This is a genomic window from Chromobacterium sp. INPA-IVC, from assembly GCF_059047085.1.
In genome coordinates this window covers 48,171-68,123 of sequence record NZ_JBTNLS010000001.1, presented here as the reverse complement: position 1 = coordinate 68,123, position 19,953 = coordinate 48,171, and the positions used below count along the sequence as shown (strand labels likewise).

At 67.3% G+C, this 19,953-nt stretch carries 14 protein-coding genes; 11 read left to right on the top strand and 3 right to left on the bottom strand.

Annotated elements, in window-relative coordinates; translation table 11 throughout:
* The first annotated feature begins 12 nt into the window (after positions 1–12).
* Together purL and ACX17K_RS00295 are read left to right on the top strand one after the other, a co-directional pair.
* On the top strand, positions 13–3,972 hold the full coding sequence (gene purL, locus ACX17K_RS00300) for a phosphoribosylformylglycinamidine synthase (protein WP_231153822.1): 3,960 nt from the start codon (positions 13–15) through the stop codon (positions 3,970–3,972).
* A gap of 126 nt (positions 3,973–4,098) precedes the next feature.
* Positions 4,099–5,076, top strand: a complete 978-nt coding sequence (locus ACX17K_RS00295) for an alpha/beta hydrolase family protein (RefSeq protein ID WP_493773211.1) — start codon at positions 4,099–4,101, stop codon at positions 5,074–5,076.
* Between the two features lie 19 nt (positions 5,077–5,095).
* On the opposite strand, the gene ACX17K_RS00290 is transcribed toward ACX17K_RS00295, so the two are convergent.
* Positions 5,096–6,100 carry an NAD(P)H-quinone oxidoreductase gene (locus tag ACX17K_RS00290; protein ID WP_493773210.1) on the bottom strand — a complete coding sequence of 335 codons (1,005 nt, stop codon included), beginning with the start codon at positions 6,098–6,100 and terminating at the stop codon, positions 5,096–5,098.
* Between the two features lie 143 nt (positions 6,101–6,243).
* On the opposite strand from ACX17K_RS00290, the gene ACX17K_RS00285 reads away from it, so the two are divergent.
* The 4 genes from ACX17K_RS00285 to ACX17K_RS00270 all read left to right on the top strand — a co-directional run bounded on the left by ACX17K_RS00285 (position 6,244) and on the right by ACX17K_RS00270 (position 11,716).
* A complete protein-coding gene (locus tag ACX17K_RS00285) occupies positions 6,244–8,670 on the top strand; it encodes a heavy metal translocating P-type ATPase (RefSeq protein ID WP_493773209.1) in 2,427 nt (808 codons plus the stop codon).
* On the top strand, positions 8,670–8,840 hold the full coding sequence (ccoS, locus tag ACX17K_RS00280; protein WP_021478053.1) for a cbb3-type cytochrome oxidase assembly protein CcoS: 171 nt from the start codon (positions 8,670–8,672) through the stop codon (positions 8,838–8,840). Before ACX17K_RS00285 ends, ccoS begins: the two co-directional genes overlap by 1 nt.
* A 188-nt stretch (positions 8,841–9,028) precedes the next feature.
* Positions 9,029–10,330: a NupC/NupG family nucleoside CNT transporter gene (locus tag ACX17K_RS00275; protein ID WP_493773208.1), complete on the top strand. Its 1,302-nt coding sequence runs from the start codon at positions 9,029–9,031 to the stop codon at positions 10,328–10,330.
* Positions 10,331–10,402: 72 nt separating this feature from the next.
* Positions 10,403–11,716, top strand: coding sequence for an MFS transporter (locus ACX17K_RS00270; RefSeq protein WP_493773207.1), 1,314 nt, complete (start codon positions 10,403–10,405; stop codon positions 11,714–11,716).
* Positions 11,717–11,757: 41 nt separating this feature from the next.
* Here ACX17K_RS00270 and ACX17K_RS00265 read toward each other — a convergent pair whose 3' ends face one another.
* Both ACX17K_RS00265 and ACX17K_RS00260 read right to left on the bottom strand, forming a co-directional pair.
* On the bottom strand, positions 11,758–13,146 hold the full coding sequence (locus tag ACX17K_RS00265) for a dihydrolipoyl dehydrogenase (protein ID WP_493773206.1): 1,389 nt from the start codon (positions 13,144–13,146) through the stop codon (positions 11,758–11,760).
* A 153-nt stretch (positions 13,147–13,299) separates the two neighbouring features.
* A complete protein-coding gene (locus ACX17K_RS00260; RefSeq protein ID WP_493773205.1) occupies positions 13,300–14,031 on the bottom strand; it encodes a glutathione peroxidase in 732 nt (243 codons plus the stop codon).
* A 192-nt stretch (positions 14,032–14,223) separates the two neighbouring features.
* On the opposite strand from ACX17K_RS00260, the gene gloA2 reads away from it, so the two are divergent.
* The 5 genes from gloA2 (at position 14,224) to ACX17K_RS00235 (ending at position 19,927) form a co-directional block, all read left to right on the top strand.
* On the top strand, positions 14,224–14,622 hold the full coding sequence (gene gloA2, locus ACX17K_RS00255; RefSeq protein WP_493773204.1) for an SMU1112c/YaeR family gloxylase I-like metalloprotein: 399 nt from the start codon (positions 14,224–14,226) through the stop codon (positions 14,620–14,622).
* A gap of 129 nt (positions 14,623–14,751) precedes the next feature.
* Positions 14,752–16,641 carry a lytic transglycosylase domain-containing protein gene (locus tag ACX17K_RS00250; RefSeq protein ID WP_493773203.1) on the top strand — a complete coding sequence of 630 codons (1,890 nt, stop codon included), beginning with the start codon at positions 14,752–14,754 and terminating at the stop codon, positions 16,639–16,641.
* 10 nt (positions 16,642–16,651) lie between these two features.
* The gene (locus tag ACX17K_RS00245) at positions 16,652–17,593 is read left to right on the top strand and encodes a complex I NDUFA9 subunit family protein (RefSeq protein WP_347752736.1); all 942 of its coding nucleotides are present in this window, start codon (positions 16,652–16,654) and stop codon (positions 17,591–17,593) included.
* A gap of 1 nt (position 17,594) precedes the next feature.
* Positions 17,595–18,818 carry a multifunctional CCA addition/repair protein gene (locus tag ACX17K_RS00240; protein WP_493773202.1) on the top strand — a complete coding sequence of 408 codons (1,224 nt, stop codon included), beginning with the start codon at positions 17,595–17,597 and terminating at the stop codon, positions 18,816–18,818.
* Entirely contained in the window at positions 18,818–19,927 is a 1,110-nt protein-coding gene (locus tag ACX17K_RS00235; protein WP_231163634.1) for a 2-methylaconitate cis-trans isomerase PrpF family protein, read from the top strand. The genes ACX17K_RS00240 and ACX17K_RS00235 overlap by 1 nt, the downstream gene beginning before the upstream one ends.
* The last annotated feature ends 26 nt before the right edge of the window (positions 19,928–19,953 follow it).

Genomic DNA, 19,953 nt, shown 5'->3' with positions numbered 1-19,953 from the left:
CGCGGGTGTCTAATGTCTTACATTACCAAGCTGCGCGGTGGCGTTGCCCTGTCACCGTTTCGTCTCGAAAAACTGCAGGCGGCAGCGGCCGATGCCGGGCTGAAGGATATCGTCCTGACGGCCGAGCACTGGCATTTTGCGGAAAGCGACGGCGAGCTCTCGCTGGAGGAAATCGGCGTGCTGGGCCAGTTGCTCAGCTACGGCGAAGCGCCGCTGAACACTGAGCCTGAAGGCGAACTGTTCCTGGTCACGCCGCGAATCGGCACCCTGTCGCCATGGGCGTCAAAGGCAACCGACATCGCCCGGCATTGCGGATTGCCGAATATCCGGCGGATCGAACGCGGCACCGCTTTCCGAATCAAGTCCGCCGCAAAATCTTTAAGTGAAGAGGCTCGCCATACCCTGGCGGGCCTCTTGCACGATAGGATGACGGAAACCGTGCTGTCCTCGCTGGACGACGCGGAAAAACTGTTCACCCACATCGACCCGCAGCCGATGGCCAGCGTCGACATCCTCGCCGGCGGCCGCGCCGCGCTGGAGGCCGCCAACGTCCAGCTGGGCCTGGCCTTGTCCGACGATGAGGTGGAGTATCTGGTCGAGAACTTCATCAAGATGAAGCGCAACCCCAGCGACGTCGAGCTGATGATGTTCGCCCAGGCCAACTCCGAACACTGCCGCCACAAGATCTTCAACGCCCAATTCATCATCGACGGCGTCGAGCAAGGCAAATCGCTGTTCCGCATGATCCGCGACACCCACGACGCCCACCCGCAGGGCACGCTGGTGGCCTACAAGGACAATGCCTCGGTGATAGAAGGCGCCTTCATCGAGCGCTTCTACCCTCAGCCGGGCAGCCACCAGTACGCATACACCAGCGAACCCACCGACATCCTGATGAAGGTGGAGACGCACAACCACCCGACCGCGATCTCGCCCTTCGCCGGCGCGTCCACCGGCAACGGCGGCGAAATCCGCGACGAAGGCGCCACCGGCCGCGGCTCCCGCCCCAAGGCCGGCCTCACCGGCTTTACCGTCTCCAACCTGAACATCCCCGGCTTCAAGCAGCCGTGGGAAGTGCACAGCGAGCAGCACGCCGAGTACGGCAAACCGGGCCGCATCGCCTCGGCGCTGCAGATCATGCTGGAAGGCCCGATCGGCGGCGCGGCGTTCAACAACGAATTCGGCCGCCCCAACCTGACCGGCTACTTCCGCGCCTTCGAGGAAGAATTCAACGGCGAGATGCGCGGCTACCACAAGCCCATCATGCTGGCCGGCGGCCTGGGCAGCATCCAGCAGCAGCAGATCCACAAGAACGAGATTCCGGAAGGCGCGCTGCTGATCCAGCTGGGCGGACCCGGCCTGCTGATCGGCCTGGGCGGCGGCGCGGCGTCGTCGATGGATACCGGCGCCAACAGCGAAAACCTGGACTTCGATTCGGTGCAGCGCGGCAACCCGGAAATCGAGCGCCGCTGCCAGGAAGTGATCGACCGCTGCTGGCAACAGGGCGAAGCCAACCCCATCGTCTCCATCCATGACGTGGGCGCCGGCGGCCTGTCCAACGCCTTCCCCGAGCTGGTCAATGACGCCGGCCGCGGCGCGATCTTCCATCTGCGCAAGGTGAACCTGGAAGAAAAAGGCATGACGCCGATGCAGATCTGGTCCAACGAGGCGCAAGAGCGCTACGTGATGGCCATCCTGCCGGAAGACCTGGACCGCTTCACCGCGCTGTGCGAGCGCGAGCGCTGCCCGTTCGCGGTGCTGGGCGTGGCCACCGACGACGGCCACCTGCAAGTGCGCGACGACCACTTCGGCAACAATCCGGTGGACATGCCGCTGGAAGTGCTGCTGGGCAAGCCGCCGCGGATGACCCGCGACGCCAAGACGCTGGAAATCGCGCCGCAGACCTTCGACGCGTCCAAGTACCCGCTGCGCGAAACCGCCTACCGCGTGCTGCGCCACCCGACCGTGGCAGACAAGTCCTTCCTGATCACCATCGGCGACCGCACCGTCGGCGGCATGACCGCGCGCGACCAGATGGTGGGCCGCTGGCAGGTGCCGGTGGCCGACGTGGCCGTCACCACCATGGGCTTCAACACCTATCGCGGCGAAGCGATGGCGATGGGCGAACGCACGCCGGCCGCGCTGTTCGACGGCCCGGCCTCCGGCCGCATGGCCATCGGCGAGGCGCTGACCAATATCGCCGCCGCCTTCGTCGGCCACCTGGGCAACGTCAAGCTGTCCGCCAACTGGATGGCCCCGGCCGGCCACCCCGGCGAAGACGCCAACCTGTACCGCACCGTGCAGGCCGTCTCCGAGCTGAGCCAGAGCCTGGGCGTCAGCATTCCGGTGGGCAAGGATTCGCTGTCGATGAAGACGGTATGGCAGGAAGACGGCGAGCAAAAAGCCGTCACCGCGCCGATGTCGGTGGTGATTTCCGCCTTCTCGCCGGTGGACGACGTGCGCAAGACCGTCACTCCGGACCTGAAGGACATCAAGGACAGCGACCTGATCCTGATCGACCTCGGCTACGGCCGCTGCCGCCTGGGCGGCTCGATCTACGGCCAGGTGTGGAAAGACATGAAGGGCCGCGCGCCGGATGTGGAAAGCCCGCTGCAGCTGGGCGCCTTCTTCGGCGTGGTGCAGTCGCTGTTGCGCGACGACAAGCTGCTGGCCTACCACGACCGCTCCGACGGCGGCCTGTTCGCCGCGCTGGCGGAAATGATGTTCGCCGGCCACGTCGGCGCCAGCATCGATCTGCAAGAGCTGGTGATCGAGCGCCAGAACACCCAGCGCATCATCGACGACTACGTGCAGCCGACGCTGGAAGCCGCCACCCACGGCCGCATCATGCGCGTGCTGTTCAACGAGGAGCTGGGCGCGGTGCTGCAGGTGAAGAAGGCCGACACGCCGGAAGTGATCTCCCGCTTCATGAAGGCCGGCATCGGCCGCGAGCTGTTCGTCATCGGCCGCACCAACAGCCACGACCGCCTGGTGATCAAGCACAAGGGCAAGGACCTGTTCAGCGAGAGCCGCAGCGAGCTGTTCTGCGCCTGGTCCGAAACCAGCGCCCGCATGCAGCGCCTGCGCGACAACCCGGCCTGCGCCGACAGCGAGCAACTGCTGCGCAGCCACGCCAAGCCGCGCGGCCTGTTCGCCCAGCTGTCCTTCGATGTGCACGGCGACCCCGCCGCGCCCTACATCGGCACCGGCAAGCGCCCGCGCATGGCCATCCTGCGCGAGCAGGGCGTCAACGGCCAGCTGGAGATGGCCGCGGCGTTCGACCGCGCCGGCTTCGACGCGGTGGACGTGCACATGAGCGACATCATCGCCGGCCGCGTGCAGCTGGCCGACTTCAAGGGCCTGGCGGCCTGCGGCGGCTTCAGCTACGGCGACGTGCTGGGCGCCGGCGAAGGCTGGGCCAAGAGCATCCTGTTCAACCCGCGGGCCCGCGAACAGTTCGAGGCCTTCTTCGGCCGCGGCGACACCTTCGCCCTGGGCGTGTGCAACGGCTGCCAGATGATGTCCAATCTGTCGTCCATCATCCCGGGCGCCGAGCACTGGCCTAAGTTCCATCGCAACGCGTCGGAACAGTTCGAGGCCCGCTTCGCGATGGTGGAAGTCACCGCGTCGCCGTCCATCTTCCTGTCCGACATGGTGGGCAGCCGCCTGCCGGTGGTGGTCAGCCACGGCGAGGGCCGCGCGGTGTTCGCGCCGGGCGCGCAAGACCAGGCGCTGGCCGCGCTGCGCTACATCGACTTCGACGGCCGCGCCACCGAGACCTACCCGCTGAACCCCAACGGCTCGCCCGCGGGCATCACCGGCGTCACCACGGCCGACGGCCGCTTCACCATCATGATGCCGCACCCGGAACGCGTGTTCCGCGCCGTGCAAAACAGCTGGCACCCGGCGGAATGGGGCGAGAACGGCGGCTGGTACCGGATGTTCGCCTCGGCTCGCCGCTGGGTGGGTTGATATCCACGTCCGCCATCGGCGCAAAACCAACGGAAGCCCTCGGGCTTCCGTTTTTTCATGCGCGCGGCTTGTTTCCATGCCAAGCAAATGGAATGATGATGCTTTGCGATGCCGGGAGGCGGGATCATGCGATTGGCGAAAGCGTTGCGGCCATGCCTGGCGGGCTTGCTGTCCTTGCTGGCGGCTCACTCTCCGGCCGCCGGGCTGCGGTTGGTAGACATCCCGGCCACCGCCTCCATGCCGGCCCTGAAGGCCGCGGTCTGGTCGCCCTGCGCCCGGCCCGCAGAGACGAAACGGGCGATGGCTTTCCTGATTCATGCCAGCCCGAACTGTCCGATCGAAGGCGGGAAACTGCCGCTGATCGTGATCTCGCATGGCTATGCCGGCAGCCTTTACGGCCACCACGACACCGCGGAGGCGCTGGCCGACCACGGCTTTCTGGCGGTGTCGCTGAATCACGAGGGCGACAGTGGCGCAAGCATGAAATACCCATGGGAAATGCGCGCGTTCGAACAGCGCCCGGTCGAGATCCGGCGGGTCATAGACTACATGCTGGGCGAAGCGCCGGAAGCCTCGCGCATCGACCCGTCGCGGATAGGCGTGTTCGGCTTCTCTCGCGGCGGCTTCACCGCGCTGGTGGCGGCAGGCGGCGAGCCGGATTTCGCCCGCTCGGGGCTGAGCTGCCCCAAGGAGCGGCCGCAATGCCGACAGCTCGAGGCCGAGGCGGACATCCCGCGCGCCTGGACCCATGATGGCCGGATCAAGGCCGCGGCGGCGGTTGATCCGTTGAACGCCTTTCCGGACGCGGCTAGCCTGCGCGGCATCCGCATCCCGATATTTCTATGGATTTCCGAAAGAGGCGGCGATGGCGTGGAGCCCGCGGCCGGAGTCCGGCTGCGGGGATGGCTGCCCACCTTGCGGAATTACCGCGTAGCCGCGAATGCCGGCCACTTCGCCTTCCTGGCGCCCTGCAACGAGGCCGCGGCGCGGGAAGCGCCGGAAATCTGCCAAGACGCGCCCGGCTTCGACCGCGCGGCCTTTCACCAGACGATGAACGCCGAGCTGCTGCGCTTCTTCGACCAGGCCTTCGGCATCAAGCCGTAACGCCGCGCCGGACTTATCGCTAGCCGTCGCCTCCGGCCATCACCGGAAACAGCGTCAGCACCACTTTCCCCAGATTGCGGTTGTCGGCGACGTAAGCGTGCGCGTCCCGCACCTGGGTCCATGGATAGCTGCTGTCCACCACCGTGCGCGCCCTGCCTTCCAGCAAGGCCGGCAGGATCAGGTCGCGTAGCGCGGCGGCCAGCTCCGCCTTCACCTTGAGGGGTTGCGGACGCAACGTGGAGCCGATCAGGCTGATGCGCTTCATCAGCAAGCGGCCGAAGTCGAGCTCGGCCTTCACGCCGCCCATCAGGCCGATGTTGACCAGCCTGCCATCCGGATTCAGCGCCTGCAGGTTTTCCGCCAGATGGCTGGCGCCCACCGGGTCCAGCACCGCGTCGGCGCCACCCCACTCCCGCACCCGCGCGGCGAAAGCCGGCGTCTCGTGGTAATTGAACACCTGGCTCGCGCCCAGCTCGCGGCAGAAGGCCAGCTTCTCGGCGCTGCCGGCGCTGGCGAAAGCTTCCGCGCCCAGGAAACGCGCCAACTGGATCGCCGCGACGCCGACGCCGCTGGCGCCGGCATGGATCAGCGCCCGCTCGCCGGCCTTGAGTCCGGCCTTCGCCACCAGATTGAACCACGCCGTCATCCAGGCTTCCGGCAGGCTGGCCGCCTCCACCCATGACAGCTGATCCGGCTTGGCGATGGCCAGCGGCTCATCCAGCAGAACGTATTCGGCGTAGCCGCCGCCGTCCACCAGGCCGAACACCGCGTCGCCCGGCTGGAAGGCGGAATCGCCCGCCACCTCTTCCACCACGCCTGCCACCTCCAGCCCCATCAGCGGGCTGGCGCCCGGCGGCGGCGGATAGCGGCCCTCGCGCTGCATCAGGTCGGCGCGGTTGACGCCGGCCGCCATCACCCGCACCAGCAATTTGCCCGGCACCGCGCGCGGTTTGTCCCACTCCCCCATTTCCATCGTTTCGACGCCGCCCGGCGCCTGCTGCACGATGGCCAACATCTTGTCCATTCGGCCTTCCCCCTTGATTGATATCCGACAAATGCGGACGGATGCCCCAGCCACAAGCTCCGCGCGGAAATAATCCGCATTGAAAAACACTGCCATGCGCTGGATCAAGCATTGCGCGCCGGCTTTGATTACAATCCTACGTCATGAGCGAAAACTGTTTCCATTGCGGTTTGCCGGTGCCCGCCGGCGCCAGCTTCCCCATCCGCTACCGCCAGCGCGAAGAGCCCGCCTGCTGCGCCGGCTGCCAGGCGGTGGCGGCCACCATCATCGAATCCGGCCTGTCCGACTACTACAAGCACCGCACCGAGGGCGCGGCCCGCGCCGAGGCGCTGCCGCAGGCGCTGCTGGAGCAGATCAAGCTGTACGACAGCGAGGAGCTGCAACGCAGCTTCGTCCGCGTCGAAGATGAAAACGTCCGCGAGGCCGCGCTGATGCTGGAAGGCATCACCTGCGCCGCCTGCATCTGGCTGAACGAACAACATATCCGCCGCCTGCCCGGCGTGCTGGGCGTGGACATCAATTACAGCACCCAACGCGCCCGCGTGCGCTGGGACAACGGCCGGGTGCAGCTGTCCGCCATCCTGGAAGCGGTGGCGGCGATAGGCTACCGCGCCCATCCCTACGACGCCGACCGCCAGGAAAAGCTGCAGCAGAAGGAGCGCAAGCAGGCGCTGACCCGGCTGTGGGTGGCCGGCCTGTCGATGATGCAGGTGATGATGTACGCGGTGCCGGTCTACCTGGCGCCGGACGGCGACATCGCGCCCGACTTCCTGTGGCTGCTGCACTGGTCCAGCTTCATCCTGACGCTGCCGGTGCTGCTGTACTCGGCCTTACCCTTCTACCGCAACACCTGGCGCGACCTGAAAACCGGCCGCGTCGGCATGGATACGCCGGTCAGCATCGGCATCCTCACCGCATTTGTCGCCAGCTTCTGGGCGCTGATCCACAAGGTGGAGCACGGCATCTACTTCGACTCGGTGTCGATGTTCGTGTTCCTGCTCTTGGGCGGCCGCTATCTGGAAAGCATCGCCCGCCGCAAGGCCGGCGCCGCCAGCGAGAGCCTGGTCAAGCTGGTGCCGGCCTTCGCCCACCGGCTGGACGGCTGGCCGCAAAGCCGGGACAGCCGCGAGGCCACGGTGGCCGGCCTGAGCCCCGGCGACGTGATCCTGGTCCGCCCCGGCGAGACCATTCCCGCCGACGGCGTGGTGCTGGACGGCCGCAGCGCCAGCAACGAATCGCTGCTCACCGGCGAGAGCCGCCCCATCGCCAAAGCGCCGGGCGACGCGGTGATCGCCGGCAGCGTCAACACGTCCAGCCCGCTGGTGCTGCGCGTCGATCAAGTAGGCCAGTCCACCCGGCTGGCCGGCATCGTGCGGCTGCTGGACCAGGCGCTGGCCGAAAAACCCCGGCTGGCGGTGTTGGCTGACCGCTTCGCCAGCTGGTTCGTCGCGTTGCTGCTGCTGGCCGCCGCCGGCAGCTATCTGGCCTGGCATTTCATAGATCCGGAGCGCGCGCTGTGGATCATGGTGGCGGTGCTGGTGATCTCCTGCCCCTGCGCGTTGTCGCTGGCCACCCCGGCCGCGCTCACTGCCGCCAGCGGCCGGCTGGCCTCGCAGGGCGTGCTGACCACCCGCGGCCACGCGCTGGAAACGCTGGCCAAGGCCGACGACGCGGTATTCGACAAAACTGGCACCCTCACCCACGGCCAGATGCGGCTGCTGGAAACGCGCGGCCCGCTGGACGCGCCTCGCGCGCTGGCCGTCGCCGCCGCGCTGGAGCAGGGATCCGAGCATCCGCTGGCGCAGGCCATCCTGGCCGCCGCGCCCGCGGACAGGCCGCAAGCCGGCGAGCTGCGCAACCATCCCGGCGGCGGCGTGGCCGGCGTCGTCGATGGCCGCGAATGGCGGCTGGGCTCTGCGCCCTTCATCGCCGCCTGGCTGGGACGCGAGGTGGACGAAGATGCCGGCTGGCAGCCGGATTGCACCCAGGTGCTGCTAGCCGACGCCGACGGCCCGCAGGCCCGCTTCGCCATCGGCGACGCCTGCCGCGACGACGCGGCGGCGCTGGTGGCGGAGTTGGCCCGCCGCGGCCTGACGGTCCACCTGCTCAGCGGCGACGGCGAGGGCCCGGTGGCCGGCCTGGCCGCCAGGCTCGGCATCCCGCAATGGCGCTCGCGCGCGACGCCGGAAGACAAGCTCGCCTACGTCGCCGCGCTGCAGGCCAAGGGCCGGCGGGTACTGATGGTGGGCGACGGCGTCAACGACGCGCCGGTGCTGGCGCGCGCCGATGTGTCCATCGCCATGGGCGGCGGCACCGACGTCGCCCGCGCCAGCGGCGACATGGTGCTGATGGGCGACCGGCTGGGCCTGATCGGCGACGCGCTGCTGGTCAGCCGGCGCGCGCTAGCGGTGATCCGGCAGAACCTGATCTGGGCGGCCGGGTATAATATCGTCGCGCTGCCGCTGGCGATGCTGGGCCACGTCACGCCCTGGCTGGCCAGCCTGGGCATGGCCCTGAGCTCGCTGCTGGTGGTCGGCAACGCGCTGCGTCTCGTCAAACGGAATCCCTGATGGAAAGCCTCTACCTGCTCATCCCGCTCAGCCTGGTGCTGGTCTTCGTGATCGGCGCCATTTTCTGGTGGGCCACCCGCTCCGGCCAGTTCGACGACATGCAAGGCCCGGCCCACCGCATCCTGATGGACGACGACGCCACCCACGAAGACGACAAGCCGCCGCAGTAACCCGCGCAGCTTGGCCACCCCATCCGGGTAAAATGCGCCGCCGCGGGCCATTTCCCTTTCGAGGAGATGGCCTTTTGCTGTAAAATGCCGCGCCTTCAAGCATTAGCCAATCATGATTTGGCGCGGCGGAAGGCATCCTGGACATTCTGGGCGCCGAGACGCCGCCCATCGCTAGTCCAAGGGCCTCCGTGAATACCATCCAAGCACTGGCCGGCATGCTGCTTCTCGTCGCCGCCGCCTACCTGTTCTCGACCAACCGCCGCGCCGTCAACTGGCGCACCGTGCTGATCGGCCTCGCCATCCAGAACGGCCTGTTCCTGCTGATCAATTACGTGCCCGCCGTCCACCACGGCGTCTCCGCCTTCGGCGCCGGCTTCGCCAAGGTGCTGAGCTTCGCCGGCGACGGCGCGGGCTTCATCTTCGGCGATCTGGCCAAGCCCAGCGGCAAATTGGGCTTCCTGTTCGCCTTCACCGTGCTGCCGGTGATCATCTTTTTCTCCGCCTTCAGCGCCCTGCTCTACCATTTCGGCATCCTGCAGCGCGTGGTCGCCGGCCTAGCCTGGGCGATGAAGCGCAGCATGGGCATCTCCGGCCCGGAAAGCGTGGTCGCCGCCGCCAACATCTTCCTCGGCCAGACCGAGGCGCCGCTGCTGGTCCGCCCCTACATCCGCCACATGACCCGCTCCGAGCTGGCCTGCATCATGATCGCCGGCATGTCCACGCTGTCCGGCGGCGTGCTGGCGGCCTACGTCGCCTTCCTCGGCGGATCGGACACCGCGGAGCAGGCGCGCTTCGCCACCTATCTGCTGACCGCCTCCTGCATGAACGCGGCCGGCGCGGTGGTGTTCTGCAAGATCATGTTCCCGGAAACCACGCCCGAGGCGCTGTCCAGCAGCAAGCTGCAGTCGTCCAAGGAAAAGAGCGAGGGCAACTTCGTCAGCGCGGTGGTGACCGGCGCGCTGGACGGCATGAAGATGGCCGCCGCCGTCGCCACCATCCTGTTGGCCATCGTGGCGCTGATCGCGCTGGCCAACTTCCTGGTGAAGGACGGCCTGGGCGAGCTACTGGGCGTCAACGCCTCCATCCAGGCGTCCACCCACGGCATGTTCGACGGCCTGACGCTGCAATACCTGGTGGGCCAGGTGTTCCGCGTGTTCGCCTTCCTGATGGGCATCGGCTGGAACGAGACGCTGGGCGTCGGCAGCCTGCTGGGCCAGAAAATCGTGCTCAACGAGTTCATCGCCTACATGGACCTGGCCAAGATGAAAACCGCCGGCACGCTGTCGGCTCAAACGGTGATGATTTCCACTTTCGCGCTGGCGAGCTTCTCCAACCTGTCGTCGGTGGGCATCTGCGTGGCCGGCATCGGCGCGCTGGCGCCGGAGCGGCAGCAGGAACTGGCCCAGATCGGCATGCGCGCGCTGGCGGCATCCATCCTCACCGGCTTCATGACCGCGACCGCCAGCGGCCTGTGGCTGTCGCTGTTCTGATTTGAGCCGCGACTGACAGCGAGGCGGGAATCCGTTAGCATGCGGTTCCCGCCTTTTTCATAACCGGCCATCGTGAAAGCTGACTTCTCCTTCTTCGCCACCCGGCGCTTCCTGCCCTTGTTCGGCACCCAGTTCCTTGGCGCCTTCAACGACAATATGCTGAAAACCGCCATCGTGGTGCTGATCAGCTTTCATGGCCTGGAGATGCTGGGCATGCCGCCGCAGCAGCTGGTCAATCTGGCCGCCGGCATCTTCATCCTGCCCTTCTTCCTGTTTTCCGCCAGCGCCGGCAAGCTGACCGAGCGCTACGACAAGGCCCGCATCGCACGCATGATCAAGCTGGCCGAGATCGTCATCATGCTGGTGGCCGGCGCAGGCTTCCTGCTGCAGTCCGCCGCCATCCTGCTGTCCGCGCTGTTCCTGATGGGCGTGCACTCGGCCTTCTTCGGCCCGCTGAAATACTCGGTGCTGCCGCAATACCTGAAAGAGCATGAGCTGGTGGGCGGCACCGGCCTGATCGAGATGGGCACCTTCCTCGCCATCCTGCTGGGCCAGCTCAGCGGCAGCCTGCTCACCCACAGCGGCGCGCTGCTGATCGTCGGCGCGCTGCTCTTGGTCGCCATCCTCGGCTACTTCAGCAGCGCCACCATGCCTTCGGTCGCGCCCGGCGCGCCGCACCTGAAGCTGTCGTGGAATTTCCTCGGCGACTCAGTGCGGCTGATCCGCGAGGCCTGGCGCATCCACGACGTGCGCTGCTCGATACTCGGCATTTCCTGGTTCTGGCTGATGGGCGCGGTCTACACCACCCAATTGCCCACCTTCACCCGCCTGCACCTGGGCGGCGACGCCGACGTCTACACCCTGCTGCTGGCGCTGTTCTCCATCGGCATCGGCGCCGGCTCCATCGCCTGCGCCAAGCTGTCGCTTGGCAAGCTGCAGCTGGGCATCGTGCTGCTCGGCAGCGCCGGCATGACGGTGTTCGGCGGCGATCTGGCGCTGGGCGCGATGCCTTCCTACCACGGCCCGCTGGCCGCGCTGCCGGCGTTCCTGGCCAAGGCCGGCAGCTGGCGCGCCATCGTCGACGTGACGTTGCTGGGCTTCTTCGGCGGCTTCTTCACCGTGCCGCTGTACACTTGGCTGCAGACCGGCAGTCCGGACGCCTTCCGCTCGCAGGCGGTGGCCGCCAACAACATCATCAACGGCTTCTACATGGTGGCCGCCGCCATCGGCAGCGCGCTGATGCTGAAGTGGTACGACAGCATCTCGATGCTGCTGCTGGCCGTGGCCGCGCTCAACATCCTGGCCACCGCCCATCTGGCCTGGCGCGCGCCGGTGATCTGGCGCGAGCGCTTCAGCTGGGCGCGCGCGCTGCTGAAGCGAGAATGAAAAAACGGGGCCTAAGCCCCGTTTTTTCATTGCATCGAACATCAGGCCAACCTGGCCGCCGCGTCGCGCAGCGCGGTGCGCAGGCCTTCCTCTATCACCGGATGGTAGAAAGGCATGTCCAGCATCTGCGCGATGGTCAGACCCTGCTGATGGCTCCAGGCCAGCAGGTGGGCCAGGTTCTCGGCGCGCGGGCCTATCATCTCCGCGCCCAGGAATCGTCCAGTCTCCTTGTCCGCGTACACATGCAACAGGCCCTTGTTGATACCCATCACCCGGCTGCGGCCCTGATCTTCGAAGCTGACCTCGCCGGTGACGAAGCTGCCCATCTGCAGATCGGCGAAGCGGCTGCCCACCATCATGATCTGCGGATCGGAGAACACCACCGCGATGGTGGAGCGGCGCAAGCCGGCGGATACCGCCGGGTAGGCGGCGGCGTTGGCGCCGGCGGTCTTGCCCTCGTCGGCCGCTTCGTGCAGCAACGGCAGGATGTTGTTGGCGTCGCCGGCGATGAACACCGGGGAGTCTCCGCACTGCAGCGTCTTGGCGTCGAACAGCGGCACGCCGCCGGCATCCAGCTTCAGACTGGTGTTTTCCAGTCCCAGGCCGCGGACATTGGGCGCGCGGCCGGTGGCGGCCAGCACGTAATCGAAACGCTCCTCCACCTCCGCGCCGTCCAGATTGACGTAACGGATGCGCGCGGCGTCGCCGTCGCTGGCCATTTCCAGCACCTTGGCGTCCGGGTCCAGGTAAAACTGCTCTGCCAATGCTTGGCGGGCATAATCGCGCACTGCCGGATCGCTCAGCGGCCCCACGCCGCCGCGGGCGCCGAACACCTTCACTCTCACCCCCAAGCGCGCCAGCGCCTGGCCCAGTTCCAGACCGATCACGCCGGGGCCGAACACCGCCACGCTTTGCGGCAGAGTGTCCCAGTCGAACACATCGTCGTTGACGATCAGCCGGCCGCCGAAAGCCTTGAACGGCGCAGGGAGGGTCGGCGACGAGCCGGTGGCGATCACGACCCGCTTGGCCTGGACGATGGTCTGGTCATCCACTTGAAGCGTGGTGTTGTCGACAAAGCGGGCATAGCCGGGCAGTTTGTCCTCGGCCGGGATGCCATCCACGCTGCGCACCACGAAGCCGACGAAGCGGTCGCGCTCGCTCTTGACGCGGGCCATCACCTCGCGGCCATCGATGCGGATTTCGCCATCGACGTGCACGCCGAACAGTTCGGTATGGCTCGCGTGGTGGGCGGCCTCGGCGGCGGCGATCAGCAGCTTGGACGGCATGCAGCCGACCCGGGCGCAGGTGGTGCCGTAAGGGCCGCCCTCGATGATCAGGGCGGAGGCGCCGCCGGCCTTGGCGGCGCGGTAGGCGGCGAGGCCGGCGGTGCCGGCGCCGATGACGGCTACGTCGATGTGGATGGTTTTCATGGTTCTTATCCTCTATCTGGCAGGGATGCGGCGCGGCACGCTGCGCATGGCGAGCATGCCGTCCCGCATCCCGGCTGGAAAAAATGGCCGGCAGGAGTACCGGCCCAAGAAATCCGGCGGCGTCAGGGCCCGAAGCCGCCGGAGTCGAACGTCTTATTTGGCGAAGCGCTTTTCCACGTCGTCGGCGGAGCCGATCAGCTGGCCATTGATGAACACCTGCGGAGCGGTCATCGCGCCGGACACGGCGCCCAGCGCCTTGCCGCGGATCTTGTTGTCCAGCGGCACTTCGACGAAGTCGTAGCCGTTTTCGGCCAGTACAGCCTTGGCGCGGGCGCAGTGCGGGCAACCTACCTTGGTGAACACCACCACCTGGTCAGGCTTCTTGGCGGTCGGATTGATGTAGTTCAGCATGGTGTCGGCGTCGGACACCTTGAACGGATCGCCCGGCTCTTGCGGCTCGACGAACATCTTGTCCACCACGCCGTCCTTCACCAGCATCGAGTAGCGCCAGCTGCGCTTGCCGAAGCCCAGGTCCTGCTTGTCCACCAGCATGCCCATGCCTTCGGTGAAATCGCCGTTGCCGTCCGGAATCATCACGATGTTCTGCGCCTCCTGGTCCTTGGCCCATTCGTTCATCACGAAGGTGTCGTTGACCGACACGCACAGGATGGCGTCCACGCCGTTGGCGAAGAAGGACGGCGCCAGCTCGTTGAAGCGCGGCAGGTGGGTGGACGAGCAGGTCGGGGTGAACGCGCCCGGCAGCGAGAACAGGGCGATGGTCTTGCCGTCGAACAGTTCGGCGGTGGTGACATTTTTCCACTCGTTGTTTTCACGGATGCGGAAAGTGACGTTCGGTACGCGTTGGCCTTCACGATTTTGCAGCATGGCTATCTCCTTGAGGGTTGACTGCGGTTGTTAGCTATCGATGGGTGCATTCTGATAGCCACGGCAAAATTCGTCTAATTGATTGTCACAAGACTTTTGATTGTCTTTTTCAATGCCCATCTCCGCCGCTGGGCAGCCCGCCCGCAGCGACGCTAAAATGGCGGCATCCGGCAACCCCCAGCCTCAACAGCCATGCATATCACCGGCCTCCACCACGTCGCCATCATCGCTTCCGACTACGCGCTCTCGCGCGACTTCTACTGCCGCGCGCTCGGTTTCGAAGTCATCGCCGAGAACTGGCGCGAGGAAAGACAGTCCTGGAAATTGGACCTGGCGCTGCCGGGCGGAGGCCAGATCGAACTGTTCAGCTTCCCCTCCCCGCCGCCCCGTCCCAGCCGGCCGGAAGCCTGCGGCCTGCGCCACCTGGCGCTGGCCTGCGACGACGCGGAAGCGATGCGCGGCCATCTGCAAGACCATGGCGTGAGCGTGGAAGGCATCAGGGTGGACGAATACACCGGCGCGCGCTTTTTCTTCTGCGCCGATCCGGACGGCTTGCCGATCGAGTTCTACCAGGCCGCGCCGACGGCCTGAAAACGCGGGCCATGAAAGCGAGCGCTCCGCGCCGCGGCCTGTCATATTGAAATAAGCATTGAGCGCGCGGGACGCCCCGCCGCCGCCGCGCCGCCAGTCGGCGCGGAGACCCCAACAGACGGAACGCAAATGAAAGCTTTGACCACCCCCATCCGCCTGGCGGGCCTGACCCTGGCCCTGGGCGCCGCCCTGCCCGCGCTGGCCGGCCCCGACGACGCCCTGCTCGCCGCCCGCGACGCTTTCCGCGCCAACGACCTGGCCAAGCTGGCCAGCCTGGGCGACAAGCTGCCCGACAATTACCCGCTGAAGGACTATCCGGAATATTGGCAGACCTGGAAAGCCCTGGACCGCAACGACGACGCCCAGGTGCTGCGCTTCCTGTCCCGGACGCCGGAAGGCCTGATGCCGGAACGGATACGCAATGAGTGGGTGAAGAAGCTGGGCCTGCGCGAAGACTGGACCGCCTTCGCCAATGAATGGAAGAAGCTGCCGCCCGAAGGCCGCGATGAGGAATCGAGCTGCTACGGCGAGCTGCTGCAAATGCGCCAGGGTCAAAAGCCGGGCAATCTGGACCGGTTCCTGGAAGGCAAGCCGGCGCCGGACGGCTGCAACCGGCTGATAGACATGGCCTATGCCCGCGGCGCGCTAAGCCAGGACTGGCTGTGGCGCCGCGCCCGCCTGCTGCTGGCCGGCAACTACCTCACCCAGGCGCGCCAGCTGGCCAGCGACACCCAGTTGCCGCTGGACAACGCCGCGCTCAACAAGCCCTCTCTCGCCAGCCCGGACACCCCGGGCGGCCAGGAAGCCATCCTCTACGACACCGTGCGCAAGGGCAAGACCGATCTGAACGGCGCGGCGGCGATGCTGTCCCGCGTGGAAAGCCAGCTGACGCCCGACCGCGCCGGCTTCGGCTGGGGCCAGCTGGCGCTGCTGTCCGCCCGCAAGCAGCAGGCCGGCCAGGCGCTGCAATGGTTTGAAAAAGCCGACCCGCGCCAGCTGACCTCGGACCAATGGGAATGGTGGGCGCGCTCGGCGCTGCGGCTGGAGCAATGGAGCCAGCTGGACGGCGTCATCCGCCGCATGCCTCAGGAGCTGGCCGCCAAGCCGGCTTGGCGCTACTGGCTGGCCCGCTCGCTGAAGCAGCAAGGCAAGCCGGCCGAAGCGGCTCCGCTGTTCAGCCAGGCCAGCGTCGGCCACAACTATTACGCGCTGCTGTCGCTGGAAGAGCTGGGCAACAGCCTGTCCGCGTCCGCCAGCAAAACCGGCCCGAGCAGCGACGACGTCGCTCGGATGAAGGCCGACCCGGCCGTTCGCCGCTCGCTGGCGCTGCTCAACGTCGCCGAAATCTACACCAAGCCGGAGTTCCGCACCGACGCGCAGCGCGAATGGCGCTGGGCGATGCGCGGCCGCAACGACATGGAGCTGCTGGCCGCCGCCGAGATCGCGCGCAAGGAAAACTTCTACGACATGGCGATCTACAGCGCCGAGCGCACCAAGGAAGAACACGATTTCTCGCTGCGCTACCTGACGCCCTACCGCGAAGTCACGCAGAAATACGCGCGCCAGCTCGACATCGACGACGCCTGGGTTTATGGCCTGATCCGCCAGGAAAGCCGCTTCATCACCATGGCCCGCTCCGGCGTCGGCGCCTCCGGCCTGATGCAGCTGATGCCCGCCACCGCCAAATGGGCGGCCAAGAAGATCGGCCTCACCCACTTCGCGGTCAACGACATCGACACCAACGTCCAGCTCGGCACCTGGTATCTGCGCTACGTGCTGGACAATCTGTCCGGCAACCAGGTGATGGCCACCGCCGCCTACAACGCCGGCCCCGGCCGCGCCCGCAACTGGCAGGCCGACCGCGCGCTGGACGGCACAATCTACGCCGAGACCATCCCCTTCAGCGAAACGCGCGATTACGTGCAGAAAGTGATGGCCAACGCCGCCTACTACTCCAGCACCTTCGGCCATGCCAACATCTCCCTGAGAAACCGCATGGGAATCGTGCCGGCGCGCTGAGGAAAACGACATGACCTCACAGAGAATTTGCCTGATAGGCGGCAGCGGCTTCATCGGCCGCCATCTGGCGGCCCAATTGGCCAGCCGCGGCCACCGGCTCACCATCGCCAGCCGCCGCCCGGCGCTGCCCGGTTTCCGCGTGCTGCCGTCAGCCGAGCTGGTCTCCGCCGACATCCACGACCCGGCCCAGCTGGCCAAACTGGTCGACGGCCACGACGCGGTGGTCAGCATGGTCGGCATCCTGCACGGCAGCCGGGCCCAGTTTGAAAAAGCCCACGCCCAATTGCCGGAAAAGATCGTCGCCGCCTGCCGGCAGCAAAACGTGCGCCGGCTGCTGCACATCAGCGCCTTGGGCGCCGCCCAGGACGCGCCCAGCGATTATCAGCAGACCAAGGCGCTGGGCGAGCTGGCGGTGGAGTCCAGCGGACTGGACTGGACCATATTGCGCCCGTCGGTGGTGTTCGGCCGCGACGACGCCTTTCTCAATATGTTCGCCGGCCTGCAAAAGCTGCTGCCGGCGCTGCCGCTGGCCGGCGCCGGGTGCAAGATGGCGCCGGTGTGGGTGGAAGATGTCGCCCGCGCAGCGTGCGAATGCCTGGCGCGCAAGGAAACCGTGGGCAAAAAACTGGATCTGGCCGGACCGGAGATCCATACCCTGGCCGATCTGGCCCGGCTGGCCGGCCGCGCCAGCGGCCATCCGCGCCCGGTGGTCGGCCTGCCCGACAGCCTCGCCATGCTGCAAGCGGCGCTGATGGAATGGCTGCCCGGCCCCACGCTGATGAGCCGCGACAACGTGCGCTCGCTGCAATGGGACAACGTCAGCGATCAGCCCTTCCCGTCCAGCCTGCTGGGCTTCGAGCCCGCCGCTCTGTCGGCGCTGGCGCCGGGCTGGCTGGCCGGCCGCGGCCGCAACGACACCGCGTCCCGCTACCGCGCGAAGGCGGCTCGCTGAGATGGAAATCTACATCGTCGGCGGCGCCGTGCGCGACCGCCTGCTGAACCTCCCGGTCAAGGACAGGGATTGGGTGGTGGTGGGCGCCACCCCGGACGACATGCTGGCGCAGGGCTACCGCCCGGTGGGCAAGGACTTTCCGGTGTTCCTGCATCCGCAAACCCAGGAGGAATACGCGCTGGCCCGCACCGAGCGCAAGGTGGCCAGGGGCTATCACGGCTTCACCTTCCACACCTCGCCCGATGTGACGCTGGAAGAAGACCTGGCCCGGCGCGACCTGACCATCAACGCCATCGCCGAGGCGGCCGACGGCAGCCTGACAGACCCGTACGGCGGCCAGGAAGACCTTAAGGCGCGCCTGCTGCGCCACGTCAGCCCGGCCTTCGCCGAAGACCCTGTGCGCATCCTGCGGCTGGCGCGCTTCGCCGCCCGCTTCGACTTCGCGGTCGCGCCGGAAACCATGGCGCTGATGCGGCAGATGGTGGACGACGGCGAGGCGGACGCGCTGGTCGCGGAACGGGTGTGGCAGGAGCTGGCCAAGGGGCTGATGGAAGACAAGCCGTCGCGGATGTTCCTGACGCTGCGCGAGTGCGGCGCGCTAGCGCGCATCCTGCCCGAGGTGGACGCGCTGTTCGGGGTGCCGCAACGCGCCGACTATCACCCCGAGATAGATTGCGGCGACCACGTGATGCGGGTGCTAGACTACGCCGCGGCGGCCGGCCAGCCGCTGGCGGTGCGCTTCGCCGCGCTGGGCCACGATCTGGGCAAGGCGCTGACGCCGGCCGACGTCCTGCCGCGCCATATCGGCCACGAGGAAGGCGGCATCGCGCCGCTGTCGGAACTGTGCCGCCGGCTGCGCGTGCCCAACGATTGCCGCGACCTCGCCCACATCACCATGGTGCATCACACCAAGGTCCACCGGGCGCTGGAGCTCAAGCCGGAGACCGTGCTGCGCCTGCTCAAGGACAGCGACGCGCTGCGCCGGCCCGAACGCTTCCTGCAGATGCTGGACGCCTGTCTGGCCGACGCCCGCGGCCGGCTGAGCTTTGAAAACGCGCCCTACCCGCAAAAGGACTACCTGCGCGCGCAACTGGCTGCTACGCTGCAAATTGATGCCGGCGCCATAGCCGCCGGCTGCGCCGACAAGGCCGCCATCCCGGCCACGATAGACGCCGCCCGCATCGCCGTCATCTCCAAGTGCAAGGAGGAATGGGAGGAGGACTGATGGACAATGACTATCGCCTTCCCGCCACGCTGATGCGCGGCGGCACCAGCAAGGGCCTGTTCATCCGGGCCGACGCGCTGCCCGACGACACCGAGCAATGGCAAAGCTTGCTGTTGCGCGCGATCGGCAGCCCCGATCCTTACGGCCGGCAAACCGATGGCCTGGGCAACGGCACCACCCGCTCCAGCAAGGTAGTGATCGTCAGCCCTTCCCGCCGAGATGATTGCGACGTGGACGCGCTGTTCGGCCATGTGTTCACCGACGAGGCGCGGATAGACTGGTCCGGCAATTGCGGCAATCTGGCCGCCGCCGTGCCGCTGTTCGCGGTGATGGAGAAGCTGGCGCGGCCGGAAGACGGCGTCGCCACCATCGCCATCTGGCAGGCCAACGTCGGCAAGCGCATCCTGGCTGAGCTGGAGATTTTCGAAGGCCAAGCCGTCTGGCAAGGCGACTTCCTCATCGATGGCGTCGCCTTTCCCGGCGCGCCGATCCGGTTGCGCTACCTAGACCCCGCCGGCGACTGCAGCGAGATGTTTCCCACCGGCCTGCTGATGGACAAATTGAAGCTGCCCGACGGCAGCCAGGTGGACGCCACGCTGATAGACGCCGGCAACCCCACCCTGTTCGTCCGCGCCCGCGACTTCGGCCTGAAGGGCCGCGAAACCGCCGCCGAGATCGATCCCGCCATCATGCGCCGGCTGGAGATGGCCCGCGCCGCCGCCACGGTGGCCATTGGCCTGGCCGATGACATCTTCGCCGCCGGACGCGAATATCCGGCCACGCCCAAGATCAGCTTCCTGTCGCAAGACGGCGATCCGGACTGCGCGCTGCACGCCCGCGCGCTGTCGATGGGCAAGCTGCATCCCGCCTATCCCGGCACCGACGCCATAGCCCTCGCCTGCGCCTGCGCCACCGAGGGCACGCTGCCGGCCGAATTGGCCGGCGGACCGGTGCGCGGCATGCCGCTGACCTTCAGCCACCCCAGTGGCCGGCTGACGTTGGAAGCGGTGTTGGGCCTGGATTCTCTGGGCTGGAAAGTGGATGAGGTGGTGCTGACCCGCACCGCGCGCCCGCTGATGCGCGGCGAGGTGTTCATCCCGCTGGATTGAGCCGGCCGGCCAGCCGGACATGAGAG

What these genes read in the sequence shown, in the direction of transcription:
- purL (WP_231153822.1), top strand. Translation starts at nt 13, where the DNA reads ATGTCTTACATTACCAAGCTGCGCGGTGGCGTTGCCCTGTCACCGTTT.
- ACX17K_RS00295 (WP_493773211.1), top strand. Translation starts at nt 4,099, where the DNA reads ATGCGATTGGCGAAAGCGTTGCGGCCATGCCTGGCGGGCTTGCTGTCC.
- ACX17K_RS00290 (WP_493773210.1), bottom strand. Translation starts at nt 6,100, where the DNA reads ATGGACAAGATGTTGGCCATCGTGCAGCAGGCGCCGGGCGGCGTCGAA.
- ACX17K_RS00285 (WP_493773209.1), top strand. Translation starts at nt 6,244, where the DNA reads ATGAGCGAAAACTGTTTCCATTGCGGTTTGCCGGTGCCCGCCGGCGCC.
- ccoS (WP_021478053.1), top strand. Translation starts at nt 8,670, where the DNA reads ATGGAAAGCCTCTACCTGCTCATCCCGCTCAGCCTGGTGCTGGTCTTC.
- ACX17K_RS00265 (WP_493773206.1), bottom strand. Translation starts at nt 13,146, where the DNA reads ATGAAAACCATCCACATCGACGTAGCCGTCATCGGCGCCGGCACCGCC.
- ACX17K_RS00260 (WP_493773205.1), bottom strand. Translation starts at nt 14,031, where the DNA reads ATGCTGCAAAATCGTGAAGGCCAACGCGTACCGAACGTCACTTTCCGC.
- gloA2 (WP_493773204.1), top strand. Translation starts at nt 14,224, where the DNA reads ATGCATATCACCGGCCTCCACCACGTCGCCATCATCGCTTCCGACTAC.
- ACX17K_RS00250 (WP_493773203.1), top strand. Translation starts at nt 14,752, where the DNA reads ATGAAAGCTTTGACCACCCCCATCCGCCTGGCGGGCCTGACCCTGGCC.
- ACX17K_RS00245 (WP_347752736.1), top strand. Translation starts at nt 16,652, where the DNA reads ATGACCTCACAGAGAATTTGCCTGATAGGCGGCAGCGGCTTCATCGGC.
- ACX17K_RS00240 (WP_493773202.1), top strand. Translation starts at nt 17,595, where the DNA reads ATGGAAATCTACATCGTCGGCGGCGCCGTGCGCGACCGCCTGCTGAAC.
- ACX17K_RS00235 (WP_231163634.1), top strand. Translation starts at nt 18,818, where the DNA reads ATGGACAATGACTATCGCCTTCCCGCCACGCTGATGCGCGGCGGCACC.